Here is a 21,074-nt window from a genome sequence, read left to right on the forward strand (position 1 = left end):
GACCAAAATCCCCCAGAGGGCTTAAAGCCAGGATACGCATCTCGAACAACGGCCCAAGCCAAAACAGCTCGCAAAACCGCCGTCCGCGTATCCCTTCCAATAACAATCAACAATGTCAAAGAGCCGAGGCTTCGCTCGTCCGGATGGATATCCGTTTTGTGAAGGCCTCCGCAGCGGATCGGCCGACGCCGTCGCTGCGCTGAGGTTGCGGGGTATAGCTCCACTGCCCGGGGACTGTCAAACCCTTTGTTACGAATTTCTTTCGCGACCGCAAAACCCCCGTCCCGACTCAATCGAACAACCCGCCAAGCAAGGTTGAGAATCGATGATTCACAGCAACTTGAGTGGGACAGCTCGGTGGTTTATGGATGTATTAACCATTGACATTCAGAATCCGTGCGGACATTGTCCTTTGCAAGGCTAAGGCAGGGGCCATGCCTGGAAGACATACCTCCCGCGTAAAACTCAGCTCGCCTTGTTTATTCCTGGGGCTGTGCTGAGGCGGGGCAGATTCAAATCGGGGAGCACGTGGCCGAATGCGACACGGCAGGCAGAGAACACGCAGATTCGCCACAACATGGCGTCTGTCGCTTCTAGCCGGAACAACAGCACTGACACTGGCGCTTGGCACTTTCACAGTCATCACAGACGTGGGCAGCCGCCCAAATCCTCCCTCTCCTCCCACAGATCTCGAAAAGAACGTCGATCCCTTCCAGCAGGTGGTCTATCTTTCCGGCCTGGTTGGCCAGGAGGACAATGCCGAACTGCTGCAGCAGAAAACCCTGACGGTCACGGTCGAGAGCGGAGACACCCTGACGAAGCTGTTGACCGAGACAGGCGTCAGCCAGAAGGAAGCCTATCGTGCCATCGAGGCTCTGAAGGAGGTCTTCAGCCCACGTGACCTGCGGGTGGGACAAGAGGTCAAGCTCGCATTCAAGCCGGAGAGCCGCGGTCTCTACAGCATCGAAGCCTCCGATGCGCCGCCTGAACTGGTTTCCCTCAGCCTCAGTCCCAACGTGGACGAGGAAGTGGAAGTCCAGAAAACGGATGCCGACAAGTATGCGACCCGGACTCACGAACGCACCTTTGAAATGGTCGATTCCAGCGCCAACGGAACGATCACGACCAGCCTGTTCGAGGCCGCCAGCAAGGATCGCGTGCCCTACAACGTCCTCTCCGACGCCGTGCGCACGCTGAGCTTCGACGTGGATTTCCAGCGGGATATCCAGAGAGGCGACGAATTCGAGCTGCTCTACGAGAGCTACACCAACGAGAAGGGCGAGGTCGTCAAGACCGGCGAGATTCTCTACGTCTCACTGAAGACTGGCGGCGAGGACCTGTCCTACTATCGCTACGAGACGGGCGACGGGGATGTCGACTATTTCAACAGCGAGGGCCAGTCGGCACGCAAGGGCCTGATGAAGACCCCAGTCGACGGTGCTCGAGTCAGCTCAGGCTATGGCATGCGCAAGCATCCCACGCAGGGCTATACCAAGATGCACAAGGGCGTCGACTTCGCCGCGCCCACCGGAACACCGATCTATGCCGCCGGCGACGGCGTCGTCGAGAGGGCCGGGCCTTTCAGCAGCTACGGCAACTACATCCGTCTGCGCCACAACAACTCCTACCAGACCGCCTATGCCCACCTGAACGGCCTGGCCAAGGGCATAACGGCCGGCACCCGCGTAAAGCAGGGAGACGTCATCGGCTATGTGGGCAGCACCGGCCGGTCCACTGGCCCGCACCTCCACTACGAGGTCCTGCAGGACGGCGCTCACGTCAATCCATCGGACATCAAGCTGCCCACCGGGCGCAAGCTGGCCGGAAGCGAACTGGAAGACTTCGAGTCTCACATGCAGGCGATCGACCTGCGCCGGCAGGACATCGACACCTCCACTCAGTTCGCCAGTCGCGAAGACTGCGAGCCGGAAGCCGACACCGCAAAGAAAGAGGCGGAGCCTTCCTGCTGAAGGCCCCGCCTCTTCTACACGCACTTTCCCGATAGAGATCAGGCGGCTGCCGCCTGGGCGGGCTCGCCGTTGATGGTCAGGCCAGAGTCCTGGGTGCGGATCTGTACCCTGTCACCGTCGGAGACATTGCCCTGAAGAATCTGCTCGGCCAGCGGATTCTGCAGCTCCTTCTGGATGACGCGCCGCAGCGGACGGGCCCCGTAGACAGGGTCGTACCCCGCATTGGCAAGCCATTCCCGGGCGTTCTCGTCCACGTCCAGCCTGATCTTGCGCTCGGCCAACAGTTTCTCCAAATGCGCCAGCTGGATATCGACGATGCCGGTCATCTGCTCGCGGCTCAGGCGATGGAACAGCAGGATCTCGTCCAGCCGGTTCAGGAACTCCGGCCGGAAGGCGCCGCGCACCACCTCCATGACCTGCTCGCGCATCTCGGCACTGTCCTCGCCCGGCGTCTGCGCGGCCAGGATCTCGGCGCCCAGGTTGGAGGTCAGGATGATCAGGGTGTTGCGGAAATCCACGTGACGTCCCTGGCCGTCGGTCAGGCGGCCGTCATCCAGCACCTGCAGCAGAACGTTGAAGACATCCGGATGGGCCTTCTCGACCTCGTCGAACAGAATCACCTGATAGGGACGGCGCCGCACCGCCTCGGTCAGCGCTCCGCCTTCCTCGTAACCAACATAGCCGGGCGGCGCGCCGATCATGCGGGCCACCGCATGTTTTTCCATGTACTCCGACATGTCGAGGCGCAGCAGGGCCGTCTCGTCATCGAACAGGAACGAGGCCAGCGCCTTGGTCAGCTCCGTCTTGCCGACACCGGTGGGCCCCAGGAAGAGGAACGAACCGATGGGCCGATTCGGATCCTGCAGGCCGGCGCGGGCCCGACGCACGGCATTGGAGACCGAGATCACGGTCTCCTCCTGGCCTATCACGCGCTTGCGCAGGGCCGATTCCATGTTCAGCAGCTTCTCGCGCTCGCCTTCCAGCATCTTGTCCACCGGAATCCCGGTCCAGCGTGAGACGACCGACGCGATGTGCTCGGCGGTCACCTCCTCCTCCAGGATCTGTTCCTCGGGATCGGCTTCCGCCTCGGCCAGCCTGCCCTCGAGCTCGGGCACGATCGAGTAGCGCAGCTCGGCCACCCGCTCCAGGTCACCGCGCCGCTGGGCCGTCTCGATCTCCTGGCGCGCCTGCTCCAGCTGCTCCTTCAGCTTCTGGGCGTCAGCCAGCTTGCCCTTTTCCTTCTGCCAGCGTTCGGTCAGCTCACTCGACTGCCGTTCCAGCTCCGCCAGTTCGTCCTCGAGCTTCTCGAGACGCTCCCGAGAGGCCTTGTCCTTCTCCTTGCGCAGGGCCGTCTGCTCGATCTTCAGCTGGATGATGCGCCGGTCCAACTCGTCCAGCTCCTCGGGCTTGGAATCGACTTCCATGCGGACACGGCTCGCCGATTCGTCCACCAGGTCGATGGCCTTGTCCGGCAGGAACCGGTCCGTGATGTAGCGGCTGGACAGGTTGGCCGCCGTCACCAGGGCGGCGTCACTGATGCGCACGCCATGGTGCACCTCGTACTTCTCCTTCAGCCCGCGCAGGATCGAGACCGTGTCCTCGATGCTGGGCTCGGAAATGAATACGGGCTGGAAGCGCCGAGCCAGGGCTGCATCCTTCTCGATGTACTTGCGGTATTCGTCCAGGGTGGTGGCGCCGACACAGTGCAGGTCACCGCGAGCCAGGGCCGGCTTCAGCATGTTGGAGGCGTCCATCGCGCCTTCCGTCTTGCCGGCGCCGATCAGGGTGTGCAGCTCGTCGATGAAGACGATGATCTCGCCCTCGGCGGCCGAGATCTCCTGCAGCACCCCCTTGAGGCGTTCCTCGAACTCGCCGCGATACTTGGCACCGGCCACCATGGAGCCGAGGTCCAGGGACATCAGGCGCTTGCGCTTCAGGCCCTCTGGAACGTCGCCGTTGACGATGCGAAGCGCCAGGCCTTCCGCGATGGCGGTCTTGCCGACACCCGGTTCGCCAATCAGGACGGGGTTGTTCTTGGTGCGCCGCGAGAGGACCTGGATGGTGCGGCGAATCTCTTCGTCGCGGCCGATCACCGGATCCAGCTTGTTGTCCCGGGCGGCCTGTGTCAGGTCGCGGGCATACTTCTTGAGGGCATCGTAGCTGTCCTCGGCATTGGCGCTGTCGGCGGTGCGCCCCTTGCGCATCTCCTCGATTGCCTTGTTGAGGGCCTGCGGTGTGACTCCGGCCGCCTCGAAGGCCTTGGCGGCGGCCTGCCCCTTCTCCATGGACAGGGCCTGCAGCAGGCGCTCGCTGGTGACGAAACTGTCACCGGCCTTCTCGGACAGCTTCTCGGCCTGTTCGAAAACCCGTGCCAGCTCCGGCGTCAGATAAATCTGCCCGGCACCTGAGCCTTCGACCTTCGGCAATTTCTCCAGCGCCTCATCCACATGCTTGCGGGCCAGGCGCGAGTCACCACCGGCCTGGCTGATCAGGTTCGCGGCCAGGCCTTCCTCGTCGTCCAGCAGGGTTTTCAGGAGGTGTTCGGGGGTCAGTCGCTGATGCCCGCGGCGCAGGGCCAGGGTCTGGGCCGCCTGCAGGAATCCGCGCGCGCGTTCCGTGTACTGTTCAGGATCCATGTTCAAACTCTCCTCTTCTGCGTCTTATCAAGCCCGCAGATGATTCTGTTGCTTTTTCGCACCCTCTTAAGAGGCGTGCGCCTTATCTCCAACGGCAATCACCGCTCCAGCGATATATGGTGCGTTGCAAAAACGCCACAAGACTTGCGCACAGCAAAAAAAGCCCCCGCACAGAAAACTGTGCGGGGGCAGGGTCAGGAGAGATCGATGCCTACGCCCGTCATCGCCTTGAGGAACTTCAACGAGACCGCAAGACGACCGGCCGCAAACAACGCGTGGAGCATAGTAAACTTCGGCGGGGTAACGCAACTGCAATTCATTATCATCTACAGAAAAAATTTCGCTCCATCCGACACTTGATTGCGGGAACCGCCGGCGGTTGAATTGAAACTCGCAAGCAGTCAGCCGGCCGGACCCATGACAATCACTCTTGCCGCCATCAACCGCTACCCCATCAAGGGCCTGAAGGCCCAGGTCCTGGAGTCCGCGCGCCTGTCTCCCCAGAAGGGCCTGATTGGCGATCGGCTCTTTTCGCTTGCGCGTGGCTCGGCCGGGTACAACCTGCCCCATCATATGTCGCCGAGCGCCATGAGCGTCCTGGACCTGGAGAACGAGGAACGCCTGGCGAAGCTGGAAGCGCACTATGACGACGATACGCAAACGCTGCAGCTGCTGCGCAGCGGACAGCGCCGCCCCCTGGCCCAGGCCCGGGTCGACACCCCTCTGGGCCGCAGCCTGATCAGTCAGTTCTTTGCCGATTTCCTGGGCGACAGCCGGCGCGGCCTGCCCCGCCTGATCGAAAGCGAGGAGGCCCTTGCTCCCAGCGACTGGGTAAGCCTGATCAACCTGTCTTCCCTGAAGGATATCGAGCGCGTCGCACGGCAGCAGCTGGACCCTGAGCGGCTGCGCGCCAATCTCTGGATCGAGGGGGCCGACCCCTGGGAGGAGCGCGAGTGGCAGGGCAGCAGGTTCCACCTCGGAAATGCCGTCCTGCAGGCTACGTCCCCCTTGGAATGCACCGCCAGCGCCAATGTGAACCCGCGCGAAGCCCAGCGGGATATCAACCTGCCGCTGCTCATGCGCAAGGGTTTCATGCATCAGCAGGTGGGCCTGCAGCTGACCGTCCTGGAAGGTGGGCGCATCAAGCAGGGGGACCGGCTACAGCCCTTCACTCAATAAGACGGTTCAGCCCGAAAAAAAACAGGGCCGCCGTCCCCGGTGCGGGACGGCGGCCCTGTCGCGATTCGCTGCAACGCCGATTCAGGAGGTTACCAGACCCGAATCGCCGCTGGTCTCGTCGCTGCTAACCGTTGAACGCCGGCGGCGGCGCTTGGGTGCTTCGTCCTGCTGGGTCGTTTCCGAGTCGCTGCCGGAACCGGCATCGCTGCCGTTGCCTTCCTCCTTGGGGGACTCGCCTAGGATCTTGAGAAGCCCGGCCTCTTCCTCGTTTCCGCTACTGTCGGAGTCGGACTGGCCCGCCTCGCTGGTTTCGGGCTTCTTGCGCGGACGGCCACGGCGTGCCCCGTTTCCGCGCGACGGAGCCGCAGCCTTGTCGCTGCCCTCGTCCTGATCGTTGCCTGTTTTCTGGTTGCGCGCAGCAGGCTTTCGCTTGGGAGAAGAGGCAGGGCTTTCTTCGGTATCACCCTTCTCGCCGTCAGAAGACGACGAGGCCTCTTGCGTGTCCTCATTGTCGCTGCCCTTGGCCGCGGCCCGTTCGGAACGGCTGCGCCCATTGTTGCGGCGGTTGTTGCTTCGTCCGTTGCCGTCACGGCTGTCACTGCGCTCGTCCTGATCGGAGTCGCCCTCGCCGTCTTCCGCATCGTCGCCGTCATTCTGGCGCGGCTGGGTCCGCTGCTGGCCCGGATCCATGCTTTCGTTCAGGATCCGGTAATAGTGCTCGGCGTGCTGCTGGAAGGATTCGGCAAGCACGCGGTCTCCCGCCGCCTGCGTATCCCTGGCCAACTGCATGTACTTCTCGTAGACCTGTGTCGGGTTCCCCCGCACCCGGCCCTCAGGGCCGGCGCTTTCGAAGGTCTGCGCGCGAAGTGGCACATTGGAGCGGCGCCCGGAGCGTCCGCGGCCCCGCCGTTGATTGTTACCTTGTCTCATCGATGCGTACGTCACATGTTGGATAGTGTTTTTTGCACGAGCGGGTCGTTCATTCCCGATGATCTCAAACAATCCGGGAAAGACGCTTCAACATTAATGTCTATTGAACGTCTCGGGATTATCGCCCTGATGTTCAGCGCCGAAGCGCTGGACCCGATCAGCTTCGGGCAACACCCTATCTCCCTCGCCTGCGCTTTCCAACCTTTTTTTTAATTCGCGGCGCATTGCGGAAAGCCGGAAAGCAACAGGCAGCGCGGATGTCCTGCAATATCGCGCAACACTTCCACCGAACCGGCCCCGGCCTGCCGGAAGAGTCGCGCGACCGCCTCGGCCTGAGCGGCACCGATCTCCACTGCCGCGATTCCATTTTTTCCAACGAGATCAGGGAGTTGCCCTGAGAGGCTTCGATAGGCCGCCAGTCCATCCGGACCGGCAAAGAGAGCCGTGGCCGGATCGTGCATCGCCACTTCGACCGGCAGACCGGCGCGCTCCACCTCGCCGATGTAGGGGGGGTTGCAGAGAACAATATCGAACGGCCCCTGCAACGCAGCGCCCCAATCGGCACAGAGAAACCTGCAGCGCGCATCCAGTCCCAGCCGAGTCGCGTTCCGGCGCGCCACGAGGAGCGCCTCCTCACTGCAGTCCGTGCCTATGCCCCGGGCCTGGGGCAGCTCGTGCAGCATAGCCAACAGGAGGCATCCGCTGCCCGTGCCCAGGTCCAACACGGACCATTCACCTTCCCGCTCTGAAAGACGGGCCAGCAGACCCTGTATCAGGGTTTCACTGTCGGGACGCGGGTCCAGGACGGCCGGCGTGATCTCGAACTCCAGCGACCAGAACTCGCGCCGGCCCAGGATGCGGGACAGCGGCTCGCCCTGAAGACGCCGCTCCAGAGCGGCACCGAAATCGTTTTCGCCGCGCGGGGCAACCTCCTGTTCTGGATAGGCCAGCAGCTTGCCCGAAGGAACCTCCAGAACGCCGGCCAGCAACAGCCTGGCCTCCCGGCGAGGGCTGGCGAACCCGCTCTCGCGCAGACGCCGTGCCGCCTCGTCCAGCAGGCGCCCGACCCGGGTCACTGGTAGTCCGCCAGCCGTGCCGCCTGGTCCTCGTAGATCAGGGTCTCGATGACCTCGCCCAGGGCTTCCCCGGAAATCACCTTCTCCAGCTTGTAGAGGGTCAGGTTGATGCGATGGTCGGTCACCCGCCCCTGCGGGAAGTTGTAGGTGCGGATACGCTCGGAGCGATCGCCCGACCCCACCTGCTGGCGCCGTGCGGCCGCCTCGGCCGCCTGCTGCTCGCGCCGCATGCCGTCGTAAAGCCGCGCCCGCAGCACCTTCATGGCCTTCAGGCGATTCTTGTGCTGTGACTTCTCGTCCTGACACTGCACCACGATCCCGCTGGGCATGTGGGTGATCCGAACCGCCGAATCCGTGGTGTTCACATGCTGGCCGCCAGCCCCCTGGGAGCGGAAGGTATCAACACGCAGATCCTTGTCCTCGATATGGACGTCCACCTCCTCTGCCTCCGGCAGCACGGCCACGGTGGCCGCCGAGGTGTGAATGCGACCGCCCGACTCCGTGACCGGCACGCGCTGCACCCGATGAACGCCGGATTCGAACTTCAGCTGGCTGTAGACGTTCTGCCCGGAAATGGAAGCACTGGCTTCCTTGAGGCCGCCGATCTCCGTCTCGGTATAGTCCAGGGTCTCGAAGCGCCAGCCCTGGCTGTCGGCATAGCGCTGATACATGCGGAAGAGCTCGCCGGCGAAAAGTGCCGCTTCGTCACCGCCCGTGCCGGCACGCACCTCCAGGATGACGTTGCGATTGTCGTCGGCATCCTTGGGCAGCAGCATCAGGATCAGTTCGTGCTCCGCCTCTTCTATGCGCTGGCGAAGCGCATAATACTCCTGTTCCGCCAGCTCCCGCATCTCGCTCTCGGCGGTGCTGTCCTGGCGAAGGCTGTCCAGGTCGGCCAGCTCGCGCCGCTGCGCCTCCAGCGAATCCATCTTCTCCACCAGGGGCGTCAGCTCATGGAACTCACGCAACAGCTTGGTATAGGCCTCGGACCCCGGATCGGGATGGTCGCTCAGCAGGGCAGTCAGTTCCCGGTGCCGTGCGGCGACCTGCTTCAGATTCTCGTCCAGTCTCACCTGTCGTTCTTCCCCTTCCCGGTATCGATCCGGAAAAGTCTTTCCAGAAATCGTTCCAGTTGCGCCTTCTCCTCCGGACTCTCGGACGCCATCTCCCGCAGCGTCCGGCTCGGCTCATGCAGGAGGCGGTTCAGCAACAAGCGCGTTGCGGCCTCCGCGTCAAGCCTTCCATCGGCCAGCACCTCTTCACGCAATTCCTCGCAGTGCCTGCGAAAGGCCACCACGGGCGTGTCCGCGCCGCCCGGGTGCACTTCGCGCTGGAAGCTCTCCAGTTCCTCGGACAGGATGCCCCAGGCTTGGGTCGCTGCTTCCTCGCGAGCCTGCTGCCCGGCCCGGGCGCGCTGCTCCAGGTCGTGCAGGTCATAGACGAACGCGCCCTCGACGGCATTGACCTCCGGCTCGATGTCCCGGGGCACGCCGGTATCGAGGAAAAGCAGGGGCCGCCGCCGGCGCTGCTTCATCAGGCGTTCCCCCGCGCGGCGATCCACGAGGAAATGGCCGTTGCCGTTGGCGCAGAGCACGACATCGGCCGTCTCCAGCGATGCCTCCCACTCCGTCCAGTCCAGGTAGTGTCCCGCCAGACGCTCGGCCGTTGCGCGGGCCAGGGCAGGCCGGCGCTGGGCCACCAGGATCTTCTCCATTCCGGCTGCCCGGAATTCGGAGGCCAGGACCTCCCCCATCTCGCCGGAGCCGATCAGCAGAAGGCTGCAGCCCTCGAGGCGCCCGTAAAGATCGCGGGCCACCCGCAGGGCCGAGGCCGCCAGCGTGGCCGGCCGCTCGGCTAGGGAAGTTTCGCTGCGCACGCGCTTGGCCACCCGGAAGGCGGCCTGAAGAGGTTTGTCCAGGCCGGGGCCGCACATGCCCAGGCTCTCGGAGAGGCGATGGCTTTCCTTGACCTGTCCCAGGACGTAGGGCTCACCCAGGACCTGGCTGTCGAGCGCTGCGGTCACGGCGAAGAGGTGGTGCAGGGCATCCGTCCCTCTCAGGCAATAGGCGCGCGGCAGGAGCTCCTCCTGCCCCACGCCGATCCACGCGGCGATCCTGGCAAGAACGGCCTCGTCCGGGACCGCAGTGTCTTGCCCGGCGACCACCACTTCGATCCTGTCACAGGTCGACAGCAGCAACGCCTGCTCGACCCCCAGACCACGCAACTCCCTCAGGGCCTGACTGCGTTTCTCGCTCTCGAGAAAGAGCTGTTCGCGCAGCAGACCGTCGACGGAGCGGTGATTGAGGCCAACAAGGATCAGGTCATCGGGCATCCGCTCATGCTAGCAAAAAAGTGGCCGTACCATCATGCTCGGGTCGGCTTCAGACAAGTTCGCGCAAACGCGTGCCGATGGCATCCAGGGCCAGGGTCTCCTGCGCGCCGCTGTCGAGATCGCGCAGGGTCGCTTCACCGGCCTTCAGTTCGTCCTCGCCGATCATCACGGCAGCCCGCGCATTCATCTGGTTGGCCCGCTTCATGCGCTTCTTCAGGTTGCCGGAATAGCCGAGCTCCACGGCAAACCCCTGATGGCGCAGATCCTGCGTCAGTTTCAGCGCCGTCGCCTCCGATGCGTCGCCCACGGGAATCACGGCCACCGGGCGAGGAGGCGAGTCAACGTCACGGACCAGCATGGCCAGGCGTTCGATTCCGGCCGCCCAGCCGATTCCAGGTGTCGAGGGACCGCCCATGGTCTCCACAAGTCCATCATAGCGGCCGCCGGCGACCACGGCGCTCTGGGCGCCCAGACGGTCGCTGGTGAACTCGAAGGCCGTGTGACTGTAGTAGTCCAGACCGCGCACCAGGCGCGAATTCAGCGTGTAGGGAATCTCCAGGGCATCCAGGCCGCGGCAGACCTGCGCGAAGAAATCGCGGCTGGTCTCGTTGAGGTACGCCTCGAATGCGGGGGCATCCTCAACCACCCTGCGATCGCCTTCATCCTTGGAATCGAGGATTCGCAGGGGATTGCGTGTCAGACGCATCCGGCTGTCCTCGCTCAGTTCGTCCTGGCGCGTCTCGAAATAGCTCACCAGTGCTGCGCGATAGGCCTTGCGGCTGTCCAGGTCGCCCAAGGTATTCAGCTCCAGGACCGTGTCCTGGAGGATACCCAGCTCCTGCAGGATATGACGGCCCAGTGCGATCACCTCGATGTCCGCCTGGGGCTGCGGCGCACCCAGCAACTCGACGCCGATCTGGTGGAACTGGCGCTGGCGGCCCTTCTGCGGGCGCTCGTGACGAAACATCGGCCCGGAATAGAAGTACTTGAGCGGCAGGCTCTGGTGCAGGCCGTTGGAGATCAGTGCGCGCGCCACCCCGGCCGTGTTCTCGGGCCGCAGCGTGATCTCCTCGCCCTCCTTCAGGGAGAAGCTGTACATTTCCTTGGTCACGATGTCCGAGGTATCCCCAAGCGTGCGCTTGAAGACATCGGTGAATTCGAAAATCGGGGTTGCGATTTCCTCGAAACCGTAGCGCTCGGCGACGCCACGCGCGCGCTCGATCACCGCACGGTGACGGCGCATCTCCTCGGGCAGCAGGTCATGGGTTCCGCGTACAGGCTGCAGGGTCGACACGTTTCTTGTTCCTGGTTTCTGTCGAATGGGGACGAACAGGGGCGGTCTGCGCCAGGGCGATGCTATTCAGCTGCCGTCTGATGCTGCGCGTCCTGCTTCTCGGCCTCGATCTCGGCGGCCTTCTTTTCCACCAGTTCGACCAGATGGTCAACGATATCGGCATTCTGCAGGCGATGGTGGGGCTGTCCCTGGATATAGACCTGATGGGTGCCGCGCCCGCCACCGGTAAAGCCGATATCGGTCATGGTGGCTTCGCCCGGCCCGTTCACGACGCAGCCGATGACGGAGACCGTCATCGGGGTGGTGATGTGAGCCAACCGCTCCTCTAGCACCTCGACCGTCTTGATGACATCGAACTGCTGCCGCGCGCAGGAGGGACAGGAAATCACGTTGACGCCCCTGTGGCGCAGGTTGAGGGACTTCAGGAGCTCGAAGCCGACCTTCACCTCTTCCACCGGATCGGCGGAGAGGGAAACCCGCAGCGTATCGCCGATGCCGGACCAGAGCAGCATCCCCAGTCCCACCGAGGACTTGACCGTACCGCCACGCAGGCCGCCCGCCTCGGTAATCCCGATATGCAGCGGCGCATCGGTGGCTTCGGCCAGCTGCTGATAGGCCGCAACGGCCAGGAAGTTGTCCGAGGCCTTGCAGGAGATCTTGAACTCCAGGAAATCCTCGTCTTCCAGCGCCTTGGCGTGATTGAGCGCGCTTTCCACCATGGCCTCCGGACAGGGCTCGCCATAGCGCTCCAGCAGGGAGCGTTCCAGCGAGCCGGCATTCACGCCGATCCGGATCGAGCAGCCGTTGTCGCGGGCCGCCCGCACCACTTCCTGGATCCGTTCGCGCGAACCGATGTTGCCCGGATTGAAACGCAGGCAGGCCGCCCCGTTCTCCGCCGCCTCGATGGCACGTTTATAGTGGAAATGGATGTCGGCAACGATGGGAACCGTCACCTCCGGCACGATCTCGCGCAGGGCTGCGGAGGAGTCGGCATCGGGGCAGGACACACGCACGATGTCTGCGCCCGCGACCTCGAGCTGGCGGATCTGGTCGATCGTGCCCGCAACGTCCGTGGTGGCCGTATTGGTCATCGACTGCACGGTGATGGGGGCATCCCCGCCGACGGGCACCTTGCCGACGTGGATCTGGCGGGATTTCCGTCTCTGGATATCGCGATAGGGCCGCACACTCATGACCGACCGGCTCCTCGGGCTATAGCGGCAGTGGAAAGCATACTCGGAAGATGCCCTTCCAGCGTCCGGACTTCAAGATCGCAGGCTTGGCCCTGCCTACTGCTGCAACGTCCCGGAGGTCAACTGCTGGGGATCCAAAGGCACATCCCGGCGCACGGTGCCCATGCCCCCGAGTGACGGGATCGCGCTGCCGTCCACGCGAATGTCCAGCCCTCCGGCATTGCCCGTCAACAGGGTCATGCCGTCCTGGTCGGGCACGAGATAGCTCTCGCCCGCGCGCAGGACACGCGTGAAGACCAGCTCTCCCTGGGCGTCACGGATCTGGACCCAGCTGTCCGAGGTGGCCTCCAGGACAATGCGCGCATCCTCGTTGTCTTCACCATAGACGCGGCCGGAGGCCGTTTCGGGTTGCGTTTCCTCCGCCCCATCCTCTTCGGATCCCGGCAGCTCGGGAATGTCGTTGTCTTCACCGGTCTCCTCGGCACCTGTCTCGGCTGGACTGTCGTCCTCGGGCAGGGCTGCCTGCTCGCTTTCCTGTTCCGCAGCATCCGCCGTCCCTTCCGCAGTCTCTGGCCCTTCTGCGGTCTCTGGCAGCTCCTCGCCCGTATTATCCGCGGCGAGATCTTCGGATGCGGGCTCCTCGGTCGCCGGTTCCTCCGGGGAAGCGTCGTCCGCCTGGGCGCCCGACGGCTCGTCGGGCGTCGGGGCAACTTCACCATCTCCTTCGCCCTCGGCCGCCTCGGACGCGTCGTCGTCCGCCAGCCCGGAGTCCGCCGGCACCTCCTGCGCATCCGGAGACGCGGTTTCGAAGGCGGTCGTCTCCCCGTCCGCGGGCTCTGCATCCTCGCCGAGAGGCTCGGAGTCGCCCTCCGGTCCGGCGGCGCTCTCCGTCTCACCGGACAAGCTCTCCTGCTCCGAAACCCCGGGCAGGAGCTCCACGTAGGGGCGCCCCTGGTCGTTCCAGAGATACCAGGCTCCATAGACCAGCGCGATCAGCAGGACGGAGATCAGGACCAGTGCAATGCCGGGGATGCGTCCTTCCGGCTTGGGTGCCGGGAAGCTGAGGTCCTGGGATGCGGCGGCAAGATCGCGAACCTCGGCCTTGAAGCGCTGGACCATGTCGTCGGAATCCAGCCCGAGATATTCGGCATAGCTGCGCACGAAGCCGATGGCATAGGTGGCACCCGGCAAATCGTCGTAGCGTCCCTCCTCGATGGCCAGGAGATAGTCATAGCGTATGCGCAACTCCTTGCTGACATCCCGCAGCTCGTGCCCCAGCTCTTCGCGCACGTGCCTCAGTGTCTCGGAAACCGCCGGCTCAGGATATCGCCAATCGCCATCGTCGTACTCGGGATGAGGGGAGGGTCCTCGCATACCGTCGTTTTGCGCCATCTGTGCTTATTGCAACCGTGTCTTTCGGAGACAGACGGGATGCCCGCCTCGCATAAGGTTAAAGAGGCCGGCCGGGGCAGATTCCTATGTGTCCCGGTCAGATAAGTCGCGACTCTTCACATTGGTTTCTAACAAATCCCCGCAGCAAACAGCAAATGACTTAATCATAGCGAAATACCTTCAGATTGAAATACCGTGGTCGATGGCATAGCCGCGCAAGACCTCCCGCACGCTGTGGTCGGGCCGGACCACCAGATCGTCGATGAATTCCTCCAGTTCCGCCAGATCCAGGCTGCGGATCATGGTTCGGATCTGGCCGACGGAGGCAGGAGGCATGGAGAGAATGCGAAATCCGCATCCCAGCGCCGCCAGCGCTTCCAGCGGATGTCCCGCCATCTCGCCGCAGAGGGAAATCTGCGCTCCCGCCTCGTCGGCCTGGCGCATCACGCCCTTCAGGAAGTTCAGGGCCGGCGGTGAGAGCACGTCGTAACGCCGTGCCAGCCTGGGATTTCCGCGGTCGCTGGCAAAGAAGAACTGGAAAAGGTCGTTGCTGCCCAGGGAGACGAAGTCGCTGCGTTCGAACAGGGCCGGGAGCTGCCACGCCAGGGCCGGCACCTCCAGCATGGCCCCGACCTCGAGCCGGGCAGGCTCACTGCCGCCGTTCTGCAGATGCCGCTCCATCTCGCGGTCGAGCAGATTCCGGGCGCGGGTCAGTTCGCTGACATCGCTGATCATCGGAAACATCAGGCGCAGATGCCGCTTTTCGGATGCTTTCAGGAAGGCCCGCAGCTGCCGACGCAGCATGGCGGGACGATCCAGGCCGATCCGGATCGCACGCCAGCCCATGACGGGATTCTCGTCCGGCGTCCCACCCCAGTACGGCAGCGCCTTGTCGCCACCGATATCCAGGGTGCGGAAGGTCACCGGCTTGTCCTCGGCGAGGGTCAGCACCCGGTCATAGAACTCGGTCTGCGTCGGCACGTCGGGAAAGGCCTCCCGGACCATAAACGGCACCTCGGTGCGATATAGCCCGATCCCCTCCGCGCCGCAGTCATGGGCCTGGGAAATGTCAAGCAGCAGGCCGGCGTTGACCTGCAGGCTGACGCGGGTGCCGTCCTTCGTCTCCGAGGGCAGGTCCCGATTGTACGCAAAGAGGGCGCGGCGCTGCTCACGGACCTCGATGGCATCCGCGAAATGCTCGCGCACGCTGAGCCGAGGCCGCAGCAGGACCTGGCCGTGATCCCCGTCCAGGATCATGAAGTCGCCGGGCCGCACCAGGCTGAGAAGATCCGGGCAGCGCCCCAGCATGGGGATACCAAGCGCCCGTGCCACGATCGCCACATGGGCGGTCGGGCCGCCCTCCTCGAGTACCACGCCACGCAACCGGGCCGGATCGTAATCGAGCAGTTCGGCCGGCCCCAGGGTGCGGGCGACCAGGATCATGTCGTCCGGCAGGTCATTGGCCTCCGCCGAGCCTTCCGCGCCCAGCAGGTGGTGGAGAAGCCGGTTGCCCAGGTCCTCCATGTCCGAGTAACGCTCGCGGATATAGGGATCGCGGACCTTCGACATGCGCGTGCGCATGTCCTTCTGCACCCGTTGCACGGCGGCTTCGGCGGTCAGACCGCCCCGCACGGCCTCGCGCAGGCGTTCGATCCAGCCGCGGTCCGCCGCGAACATGCGGTAGGTCTCCAGCACCTCGCGATGTTCGCCGGATTCCGCAAGTTCGCTGCGTTCCAGCAGGTTGTCCAGCGCCCCCAGCATCTCGTGCAGGGAGTGATCCAGCCGCTGCAGCTCGCCGCCGACGTCTTCGGCCACGATCTGCTTGATCACGATCCCGCGTTCGTGGGAGACGGCTTCACCCATGGCGACGCCCTCGTGCAGGGTGATGCCACTGAGCCGCAGGGGCAGCGTGGTGGTGCTGTCGGTATGGCGCTCCTCCTCCTCGCCGATCAGGCCTGCGCCGCCGATCAACTCCACCAGCACCATGGCCACGATTTCCAGAGTCTCAATCTCGTCCTCGGTGTAGCTGCGTCGGGTCTTGTTCTGAACGGCAAGGACACCGATGACGCGCCCTTCGCGCAGCAGGGGCACGCCCAGCATGGAATGATAGACTTCCTCGCCGGTTTCCGGCCGATAGGCGAAGTTCGGGTGCTCCTGGGCCTCCGGCAGGGACAGGGCCCGGCCTGTCAGGGCGACCTCGCCGACGATGCCCTCGCCCATACGCAGGCGTGTGCGGTGCACGGCTTCCGGGCGCAACCCCCAGGTCGCGAAGAGCTCCAAGACCTCGCCGGCGCGCAGCACGTAGAGCGAGCAGACCTCGGCCACCATGTCGTCGGCGATCAGGCGCACGAGCCTGTCGAGGCGGTCCTGCCAGTGACCACCGCTCTGCATGAGATCGCGCACCTGCCTCAGCAGTCTGCGCGACCCTCCCCAACCGGTTGACTGCGGCGACATCGGTCCGACTCCCGCTTCCCGGCCTGACGTAACCTGCGAAAACGCTACGGACGCTAGGTAGCGTCGAGACCGTAAGCCGTATGCAGGCTGCGCAAGGCCAGCTCAAGAAAGGCCTCTTCGATCAGGACGCTGACCTTGATCTCGGAGGTCGTGATTACCTGTATGTTGATGCCCCGGGACGCCAGTGCCTGGAACATCTGCTGTGCCACGCCGGCGTGGCTGCGCATGCCGACACCGATGACGGAGACCTTGACCACATCCTCTTCGGCCGAAAGATCTGCATAGCCAAGCTCGTCACGCCGGCTCTCCAGCACCCCGACGGCCCGGTCCAGGTCGCTGCGGCTTACCGTGAAGGTCATGTCGGTCGTCTTGGTATCAGGAGATATGTTCTGAACGATCATATCAACATTGATGGCCGAGTCGGCCAGAGGCCCGAAAATCGACGCCGCGACGCCGGGGCGATCCGGGACGTTGCGCAGCGTGATCTTCGCTTCATCCCGGCTGTAGGTTACTCCGCTGACGACTGCCTTTTCCACGATCTCTTCCTCATCTACAACCAGCGTCCCGGGCCTCTCCTCGAACGTGGAGCGCACCTGGACCGGCACATGGTGCTTCATGGCCATCTCGACCGAGCGCGTCTGCAGCACCTTGGCCCCCTGGGACGCCATTTCCAGCATTTCCTCGTAGGTCACCCTATCGAGTTTGCGCGCGCCCTTCACGATTCGTGGATCGCTGGTATATACACCATCGACATCGGTATAGATATCGCAGCGATCGGCCTTCAGGGCCGCGGCCAGTGCCACGGCCGAGGTGTCCGAACCGCCGCGGCCCAGGGTCGTGATACGATTGCGGTTCGGCTCCAGGCCCTGGAAACCGGCGACCACGGCAACCTCGCCGTTCTCCAGGCGATGCCGCAGCTCCTCGCTGCGGATCTCGAGTATCCGGGCTGAGCCGTGGGCCTCGTCCGTGACGATCGGGATCTGCCAGCCCTGCCAGGAGCGTGCGGCAACCCCCATGTCCTGCAGGATGACCGACAGGAGGCCGGCCGTGACGTTCTCCCCCGACGAGACGATGGCATCGTATTCGCGCAGGTCATAGAGGCGCGCGGCGGAGCGTACGTTCTCCACGAGCTGGTTGGTCGCGCCCGCCATGGCCGAGACCACCACCGCCACGCTATGACCGGCATCGACCTCGCGCTTCACCCGGGTCGCGACATGCCTTATCCTTTCGATATCGGCGACCGAGGTGCCGCCGAATTTCATAACGATGCAAGCCATCGTTCTCTCTAACCTTGTCGGGAAAAGAAACCGTCAATACCGGCACCCGCGAGGTTGCCGAGCGGACATGCGCTATCCATACTTTATCCGCATCGTCGCACGCAAGCGGATGCAGGAATTATTCTTTCCGGAGCAGCCATATGACCAGGGCCAACACCAGCTCGACCGTCGATCACGCCGAGATCGAGAAGTTTTCCGACATGGCCGACGCCTGGTGGGACGAGAATGGCGACTTTGCCCCTCTCCACCGGCTCAATCCGACCCGCATGGCCTTCATCCGCGATCAGGCCTGCGCACACTTCGGCCGTGACAGAGCGGACCCACAGCCCCTCAAGGGCCTGCGCGTGCTCGACATCGGCTGCGGCGGCGGGCTGCTTTGCGAGCCGCTGGCCCGGCTGGGCGCCGAGGTGACCGGAATCGACGCCGGAGAGAAGAACATCGCCGTGGCGCGCCTGCATGCCGAGGAAAGCGGTCTCGAAATCGACTACCGCTGCATCACGGCCGAGGAGCTGGCGGCGTCCGGAGCCAGCTTCGACATGGTTCTTGCCCTGGAGATCGTGGAGCATGTGGCCGACGTGGAGGCTTTCCTGGCCGCCTGCTCGGAGCTTCTGCGCACAGGCGGCGCCTTTGTCCTCTCGACTCTCAGCCGCACCCCCAAGTCCTTCATGATGGCGATCGTGGGGGCCGAGTACCTTCTGCGCTGGCTGCCGCGCGGCACCCATGACTGGCGCCGTTTCCTGAAACCCTCGGAAGTCTGCAGGTACCTGCGGGACGTGGGAATCGAGGCCGAGGAGCTCTCCGGACTGGTCTACAATCCGCTCAACGACAGCTGGCGCCTGTCCCGGCGCGACCTGGACGTCAACTACCTGCTGTTCGCTCAGAAGAAGGGATGACCGCAGGGGATCTCAGGCGTCCTCGCGGTTGATCCAGGGGACGCGGGCGAAGGGCACCCCTTCGTCCTCCAGTTCCTCGGCCTCCTCGGCTGTGGTTTCGCCGTAGATATTGCGCTGCGGCGCCTCTTCGTTATGTATGCGACGGGCCTCCTCGGCAAAGCCAGAGCCGACATAATCGCTGTTCGCCTCAACGTACTGGCGCAGCTGTCTCAGGGCCTGTCGCACCTCGGCCTCGGTGGGCGCTGTCTGCCCCTCGCCGGCTTCCGTACTGGCATTGGAACTCGGTGCGGCATTGGCCTCGGGTGCGGCGTTGGCGCTGGCCTGCTCGCCATGGCCGGCGGCTGGAACAACCTCCTTGCCCTGGCTGGCGGCCTCCGTCTCCTCGCCTCCGGCTGCACCCTTCGAGAGGCGCGGGGCCATGATCGCCTTCTCCACCTTCTGCGAGCCGCACTGCGGACAGACGACAACGCCCTCGGCCACCTGCCGGTCATAGGCCGAGCTGTCGCGGAACCAGACATCGAATTGATGCGCCTGCTCGCATCTGAGAGAGTAGAGAATCATGATTCAAGCCATACCCGGCACATTGCTCACTCACCACTAGATGGCATTCGCATGAATGTAAGTAAAGCCTCGCACTGCGACCCGGACCAGCCTGCCTCTGCCTGGGTCTGCCGGTTCGCAACCCTGGTGCCCGAGGGACGTCCGGTTCTGGACATCGCCAGCGGCGCTGGCCGTCACACCCGCTATTTCCTCGGGCGCGGGCACCCCGTGGTCGCAGTGGACCACGATGTTCGGGCCCTTCGGGATTTGGAGGACCGGGCGGGCCTGACAATCATGGAAGCCGACCTGGAACAGGAGGGCCGGCCGCCGTTTGCCGGCCGCGGCTTCGGCGCCGTGGTGGTCACCAACTACCTGCACCGCCCGCTCCTGCCGGCCCTGCTGGAAGCCGTCGAGCCCGGCGGCCTGCTGATCTACGAGACCTTCGCGCGGGGCAACGAGCGCTTCGGCAAACCCTCCAATCCGGATCATCTGCTGAACCCGGGGGAGCTGCTGCAGGCATTTGCCGGCCGGCTGCACGTGCTGGCCTACGAGGACCTGCAGTTCGAGCAGCCACGCCCGGCCTGTATCCAGCGCATCGTCGCCCGGCGGGAAGCGGCCTGACAGCACGACTGTCGAGGCGCGGCCGTCTCAGGCGCCGGCATACACACTGTCATAGCTCAGAGAGGGCACCATGCCGCGGGCTTCGCCCACCCGCGCGGGATCGATCTCGGCCACCACCACGCCGGGGTCCTCGCCCGCATCGGCCAGGACCTCGCCCCAGGGAGCCACGATCAGCGCATGGCCGTAGGTCTGGCGATCCTCGGCATGGGTGCCGCACTGGGCCGGGGCAAGGATGAAACACCCCGTCTCGATTGCCCGCGCCCGCAAGAGCACGTGCCAATGCGCCCGGCCGGTGAAGCGGGTGAACGCCGCCGGTACGGAAATGAACGCGGCACCGGCACGTGCCAGCTGTCGGTAAAGGCCGGCAAAACGGACATCGTAGCACACCGTCATACCCAGCCGGCCCCACGGCAGCTCGGCCGTGACCGCGTCGCCACCCGGGCGGAAAGTCCGGGACTCGCGATAGGTCTGTCCGTCCGGGATATCCACGTCGAACATGTGGATCTTGTCATAGCGCGCCGCGATCGTCCCCTCTGGGGTCACCAGGAAGGACCGGTTGGCCACACGCTCGGGAGGCGCCGCCGCGGCCTCCGCCGACGTGCGCGGATCGATGGTCAGCGAGCCGAGCAGCAGCCAGATGCCCAGCTCACGGGCCAGGGCCGAAAAGGCCTCCAGGGCTGGGTGCCCCTCTTCGGGAAGGGCGTTGGCCAGGATGTTCCGACGCCCGGGAATCATGAAACTGGTGTTCTCCGGCGTCAGGACGAAGTCAGCACCCTGCCCCGCCGCCTGGCGAATAAGCTGCGAGGCCTGATCGATGTTGCCCTGCAGCTCCGGGCCGGCCGTCATCTGGATGCAGCCGGCCTTGAAGCCCGTCGCAGCTGTGCTGTCGCTCATGATCCGGCCCGTCCTTCCAGCAAGGGATCCAGCTGGCCGGCCGCATCGAGGGCATAGAGCTCGTCGCATCCGCCCACGTGCTGCCCGTCGATGAAGATCTGCGGCACCGTGGACTTTCCGCCGGCACGCTCGGTCATCTCAACGCGTCGTCGGGGAGCAGAGAACACATCGATTTCCACATAGGAGGCCCCCTTGCCATCCAGCAGCTTCTTCGCTCGATAGCAATAGGGGCACATGAATGTAGAATAGATCTCTATCTCTGCCATCATCCGCCTCTGCGATTCCATGATGTCCTCGGCCTGCGTTCGCGTCCTCGACGCGAAGGACAAGGCATGACGTATCATGCCCGTTCGCCGGCAGCAGGAAAAGACCCCCGGCGGCGATCAGGCCGCC

18 protein-coding genes are annotated in these 21,074 nt (G+C 64.4%); 5 read left to right on the top strand and 13 right to left on the bottom strand.

The window, feature by feature from the left end:
* The coding region (locus tag ACFOW6_RS03820) for a hypothetical protein (protein WP_382421014.1) at positions 1 to 203 on the top strand (203 nt) is incomplete at its 5' end.
* A 447-nt stretch (positions 204 to 650) separates the two neighbouring features.
* Positions 651 to 1,970, top strand: coding sequence for a M23 family metallopeptidase (locus tag ACFOW6_RS03825; protein ID WP_382421015.1), 1,320 nt, complete (start codon positions 651 to 653; stop codon positions 1,968 to 1,970).
* 38 nt (positions 1,971 to 2,008) lie between these two features.
* Here ACFOW6_RS03825 and clpB read toward each other — a convergent pair whose 3' ends face one another.
* On the bottom strand, positions 2,009 to 4,606 hold the full coding sequence (clpB, locus tag ACFOW6_RS03830) for an ATP-dependent chaperone ClpB (RefSeq protein WP_382421016.1): 2,598 nt from the start codon (positions 4,604 to 4,606) through the stop codon (positions 2,009 to 2,011).
* A 417-nt stretch (positions 4,607 to 5,023) separates the two neighbouring features.
* Here clpB and ACFOW6_RS03835 point away from each other — a divergent pair, with 417 nt between their 5' ends.
* Positions 5,024 to 5,785 (top strand): MOSC domain-containing protein, encoded by a 762-nt coding sequence (locus ACFOW6_RS03835; RefSeq protein ID WP_382421017.1) that lies wholly within the window; start codon positions 5,024 to 5,026, stop codon positions 5,783 to 5,785.
* An 81-nt stretch (positions 5,786 to 5,866) separates the two neighbouring features.
* Here the strand turns inward: ACFOW6_RS03835 and ACFOW6_RS03840 are convergent, their stop codons facing one another.
* The 9 genes from ACFOW6_RS03840 to ACFOW6_RS03880 form a co-directional block, all read right to left on the bottom strand.
* Positions 5,867 to 6,715: a DUF4167 domain-containing protein gene (locus ACFOW6_RS03840; RefSeq protein ID WP_382421018.1), complete on the bottom strand. Its 849-nt coding sequence runs from the start codon at positions 6,713 to 6,715 to the stop codon at positions 5,867 to 5,869.
* A gap of 209 nt (positions 6,716 to 6,924) precedes the next feature.
* Complete coding sequence (gene prmC, locus ACFOW6_RS03845) at positions 6,925 to 7,791, bottom strand: peptide chain release factor N(5)-glutamine methyltransferase (RefSeq protein WP_382421019.1); 867 nt, start codon at positions 7,789 to 7,791, stop codon at positions 6,925 to 6,927.
* Complete coding sequence (prfA, locus tag ACFOW6_RS03850; protein WP_382421020.1) at positions 7,788 to 8,864, bottom strand: peptide chain release factor 1; 1,077 nt, start codon at positions 8,862 to 8,864, stop codon at positions 7,788 to 7,790. Before prfA ends, prmC begins: the two co-directional genes overlap by 4 nt.
* Positions 8,861 to 10,123 carry a glutamyl-tRNA reductase gene (hemA, locus tag ACFOW6_RS03855; RefSeq protein WP_382421021.1) on the bottom strand — a complete coding sequence of 421 codons (1,263 nt, stop codon included), beginning with the start codon at positions 10,121 to 10,123 and terminating at the stop codon, positions 8,861 to 8,863. The genes prfA and hemA overlap by 4 nt, the downstream gene beginning before the upstream one ends.
* 49 nt (positions 10,124 to 10,172) lie before the next feature.
* A complete protein-coding gene (hisS, locus tag ACFOW6_RS03860) occupies positions 10,173 to 11,417 on the bottom strand; it encodes a histidine--tRNA ligase (protein WP_382421022.1) in 1,245 nt (414 codons plus the stop codon).
* 62 nt (positions 11,418 to 11,479) lie between these two features.
* Positions 11,480 to 12,610: a flavodoxin-dependent (E)-4-hydroxy-3-methylbut-2-enyl-diphosphate synthase gene (gene ispG / locus ACFOW6_RS03865; protein WP_382421023.1), complete on the bottom strand. Its 1,131-nt coding sequence runs from the start codon at positions 12,608 to 12,610 to the stop codon at positions 11,480 to 11,482.
* A 96-nt stretch (positions 12,611 to 12,706) separates the two neighbouring features.
* Complete coding sequence (locus tag ACFOW6_RS03870; RefSeq protein ID WP_382421024.1) at positions 12,707 to 13,984, bottom strand: RodZ domain-containing protein; 1,278 nt, start codon at positions 13,982 to 13,984, stop codon at positions 12,707 to 12,709.
* A 198-nt stretch (positions 13,985 to 14,182) separates the two neighbouring features.
* Positions 14,183 to 16,456: a phosphoenolpyruvate--protein phosphotransferase gene (gene ptsP / locus ACFOW6_RS03875; RefSeq protein WP_382421025.1), complete on the bottom strand. Its 2,274-nt coding sequence runs from the start codon at positions 16,454 to 16,456 to the stop codon at positions 14,183 to 14,185.
* Positions 16,457 to 16,509: 53 nt separating this feature from the next.
* Entirely contained in the window at positions 16,510 to 17,733 is a 1,224-nt protein-coding gene (locus ACFOW6_RS03880) for an aspartate kinase (protein WP_382421026.1), read from the bottom strand.
* 140 nt (positions 17,734 to 17,873) lie between these two features.
* Between ACFOW6_RS03880 and ubiG the strand changes: the two genes are divergently transcribed.
* Entirely contained in the window at positions 17,874 to 18,626 is a 753-nt protein-coding gene (ubiG, locus tag ACFOW6_RS03885; protein WP_382421027.1) for a bifunctional 2-polyprenyl-6-hydroxyphenol methylase/3-demethylubiquinol 3-O-methyltransferase UbiG, read from the top strand.
* Positions 18,627 to 18,638: 12 nt separating this feature from the next.
* Here the strand turns inward: ubiG and ACFOW6_RS03890 are convergent, their stop codons facing one another.
* Positions 18,639 to 19,187 (bottom strand): DUF1178 family protein, encoded by a 549-nt coding sequence (locus ACFOW6_RS03890; protein ID WP_382421028.1) that lies wholly within the window; start codon positions 19,185 to 19,187, stop codon positions 18,639 to 18,641.
* A 51-nt stretch (positions 19,188 to 19,238) separates the two neighbouring features.
* Between ACFOW6_RS03890 and ACFOW6_RS03895 the strand changes: the two genes are divergently transcribed.
* Entirely contained in the window at positions 19,239 to 19,787 is a 549-nt protein-coding gene (locus ACFOW6_RS03895; protein ID WP_382421029.1) for a class I SAM-dependent methyltransferase, read from the top strand.
* Positions 19,788 to 19,814: 27 nt separating this feature from the next.
* Here ACFOW6_RS03895 and ACFOW6_RS03900 read toward each other — a convergent pair whose 3' ends face one another.
* Together ACFOW6_RS03900 and grxC are read right to left on the bottom strand one after the other, a co-directional pair.
* Complete coding sequence (locus ACFOW6_RS03900; RefSeq protein WP_382421030.1) at positions 19,815 to 20,681, bottom strand: carbon-nitrogen hydrolase family protein; 867 nt, start codon at positions 20,679 to 20,681, stop codon at positions 19,815 to 19,817.
* Entirely contained in the window at positions 20,678 to 20,947 is a 270-nt protein-coding gene (gene grxC, locus ACFOW6_RS03905) for a glutaredoxin 3 (protein ID WP_382421192.1), read from the bottom strand. Before grxC ends, ACFOW6_RS03900 begins: the two co-directional genes overlap by 4 nt.
* Between the last annotated feature and the right edge of the window lie 127 nt (positions 20,948 to 21,074).

Source organism: Fodinicurvata halophila (genome assembly GCF_042651425.1).
Lineage (GTDB): Bacteria > Pseudomonadota > Alphaproteobacteria > Kiloniellales > DSM-21159 > Fodinicurvata > Fodinicurvata halophila.

Bases quoted from the DNA above. Each gene is read 5' to 3' on its own strand.
- ACFOW6_RS03900 (WP_382421030.1), bottom strand. From the start codon at position 20,681: ATGAGCGACAGCACAGCTGCGACGGGCTTCAAGGCCGGCTGCATCCAG.
- ACFOW6_RS03880 (WP_382421026.1), bottom strand. From the start codon at position 17,733: ATGGCTTGCATCGTTATGAAATTCGGCGGCACCTCGGTCGCCGATATC.
- ptsP (WP_382421025.1), bottom strand. From the start codon at position 16,456: ATGTCGCCGCAGTCAACCGGTTGGGGAGGGTCGCGCAGACTGCTGAGG.
- ACFOW6_RS03840 (WP_382421018.1), bottom strand. From the start codon at position 6,715: ATGAGACAAGGTAACAATCAACGGCGGGGCCGCGGACGCTCCGGGCGC.
- ACFOW6_RS03835 (WP_382421017.1), top strand. From the start codon at position 5,024: ATGACAATCACTCTTGCCGCCATCAACCGCTACCCCATCAAGGGCCTG.
- ACFOW6_RS03870 (WP_382421024.1), bottom strand. From the start codon at position 13,984: ATGCGAGGACCCTCCCCTCATCCCGAGTACGACGATGGCGATTGGCGA.
- hemA (WP_382421021.1), bottom strand. From the start codon at position 10,123: ATGCCCGATGACCTGATCCTTGTTGGCCTCAATCACCGCTCCGTCGAC.
- grxC (WP_382421192.1), bottom strand. From the start codon at position 20,947: ATGGCAGAGATAGAGATCTATTCTACATTCATGTGCCCCTATTGCTAT.
- ACFOW6_RS03895 (WP_382421029.1), top strand. From the start codon at position 19,239: ATGAATGTAAGTAAAGCCTCGCACTGCGACCCGGACCAGCCTGCCTCT.
- ubiG (WP_382421027.1), top strand. From the start codon at position 17,874: ATGACCAGGGCCAACACCAGCTCGACCGTCGATCACGCCGAGATCGAG.
- ACFOW6_RS03890 (WP_382421028.1), bottom strand. From the start codon at position 19,187: ATGATTCTCTACTCTCTCAGATGCGAGCAGGCGCATCAATTCGATGTC.
- clpB (WP_382421016.1), bottom strand. From the start codon at position 4,606: ATGGATCCTGAACAGTACACGGAACGCGCGCGCGGATTCCTGCAGGCG.
- ispG (WP_382421023.1), bottom strand. From the start codon at position 12,610: ATGAGTGTGCGGCCCTATCGCGATATCCAGAGACGGAAATCCCGCCAG.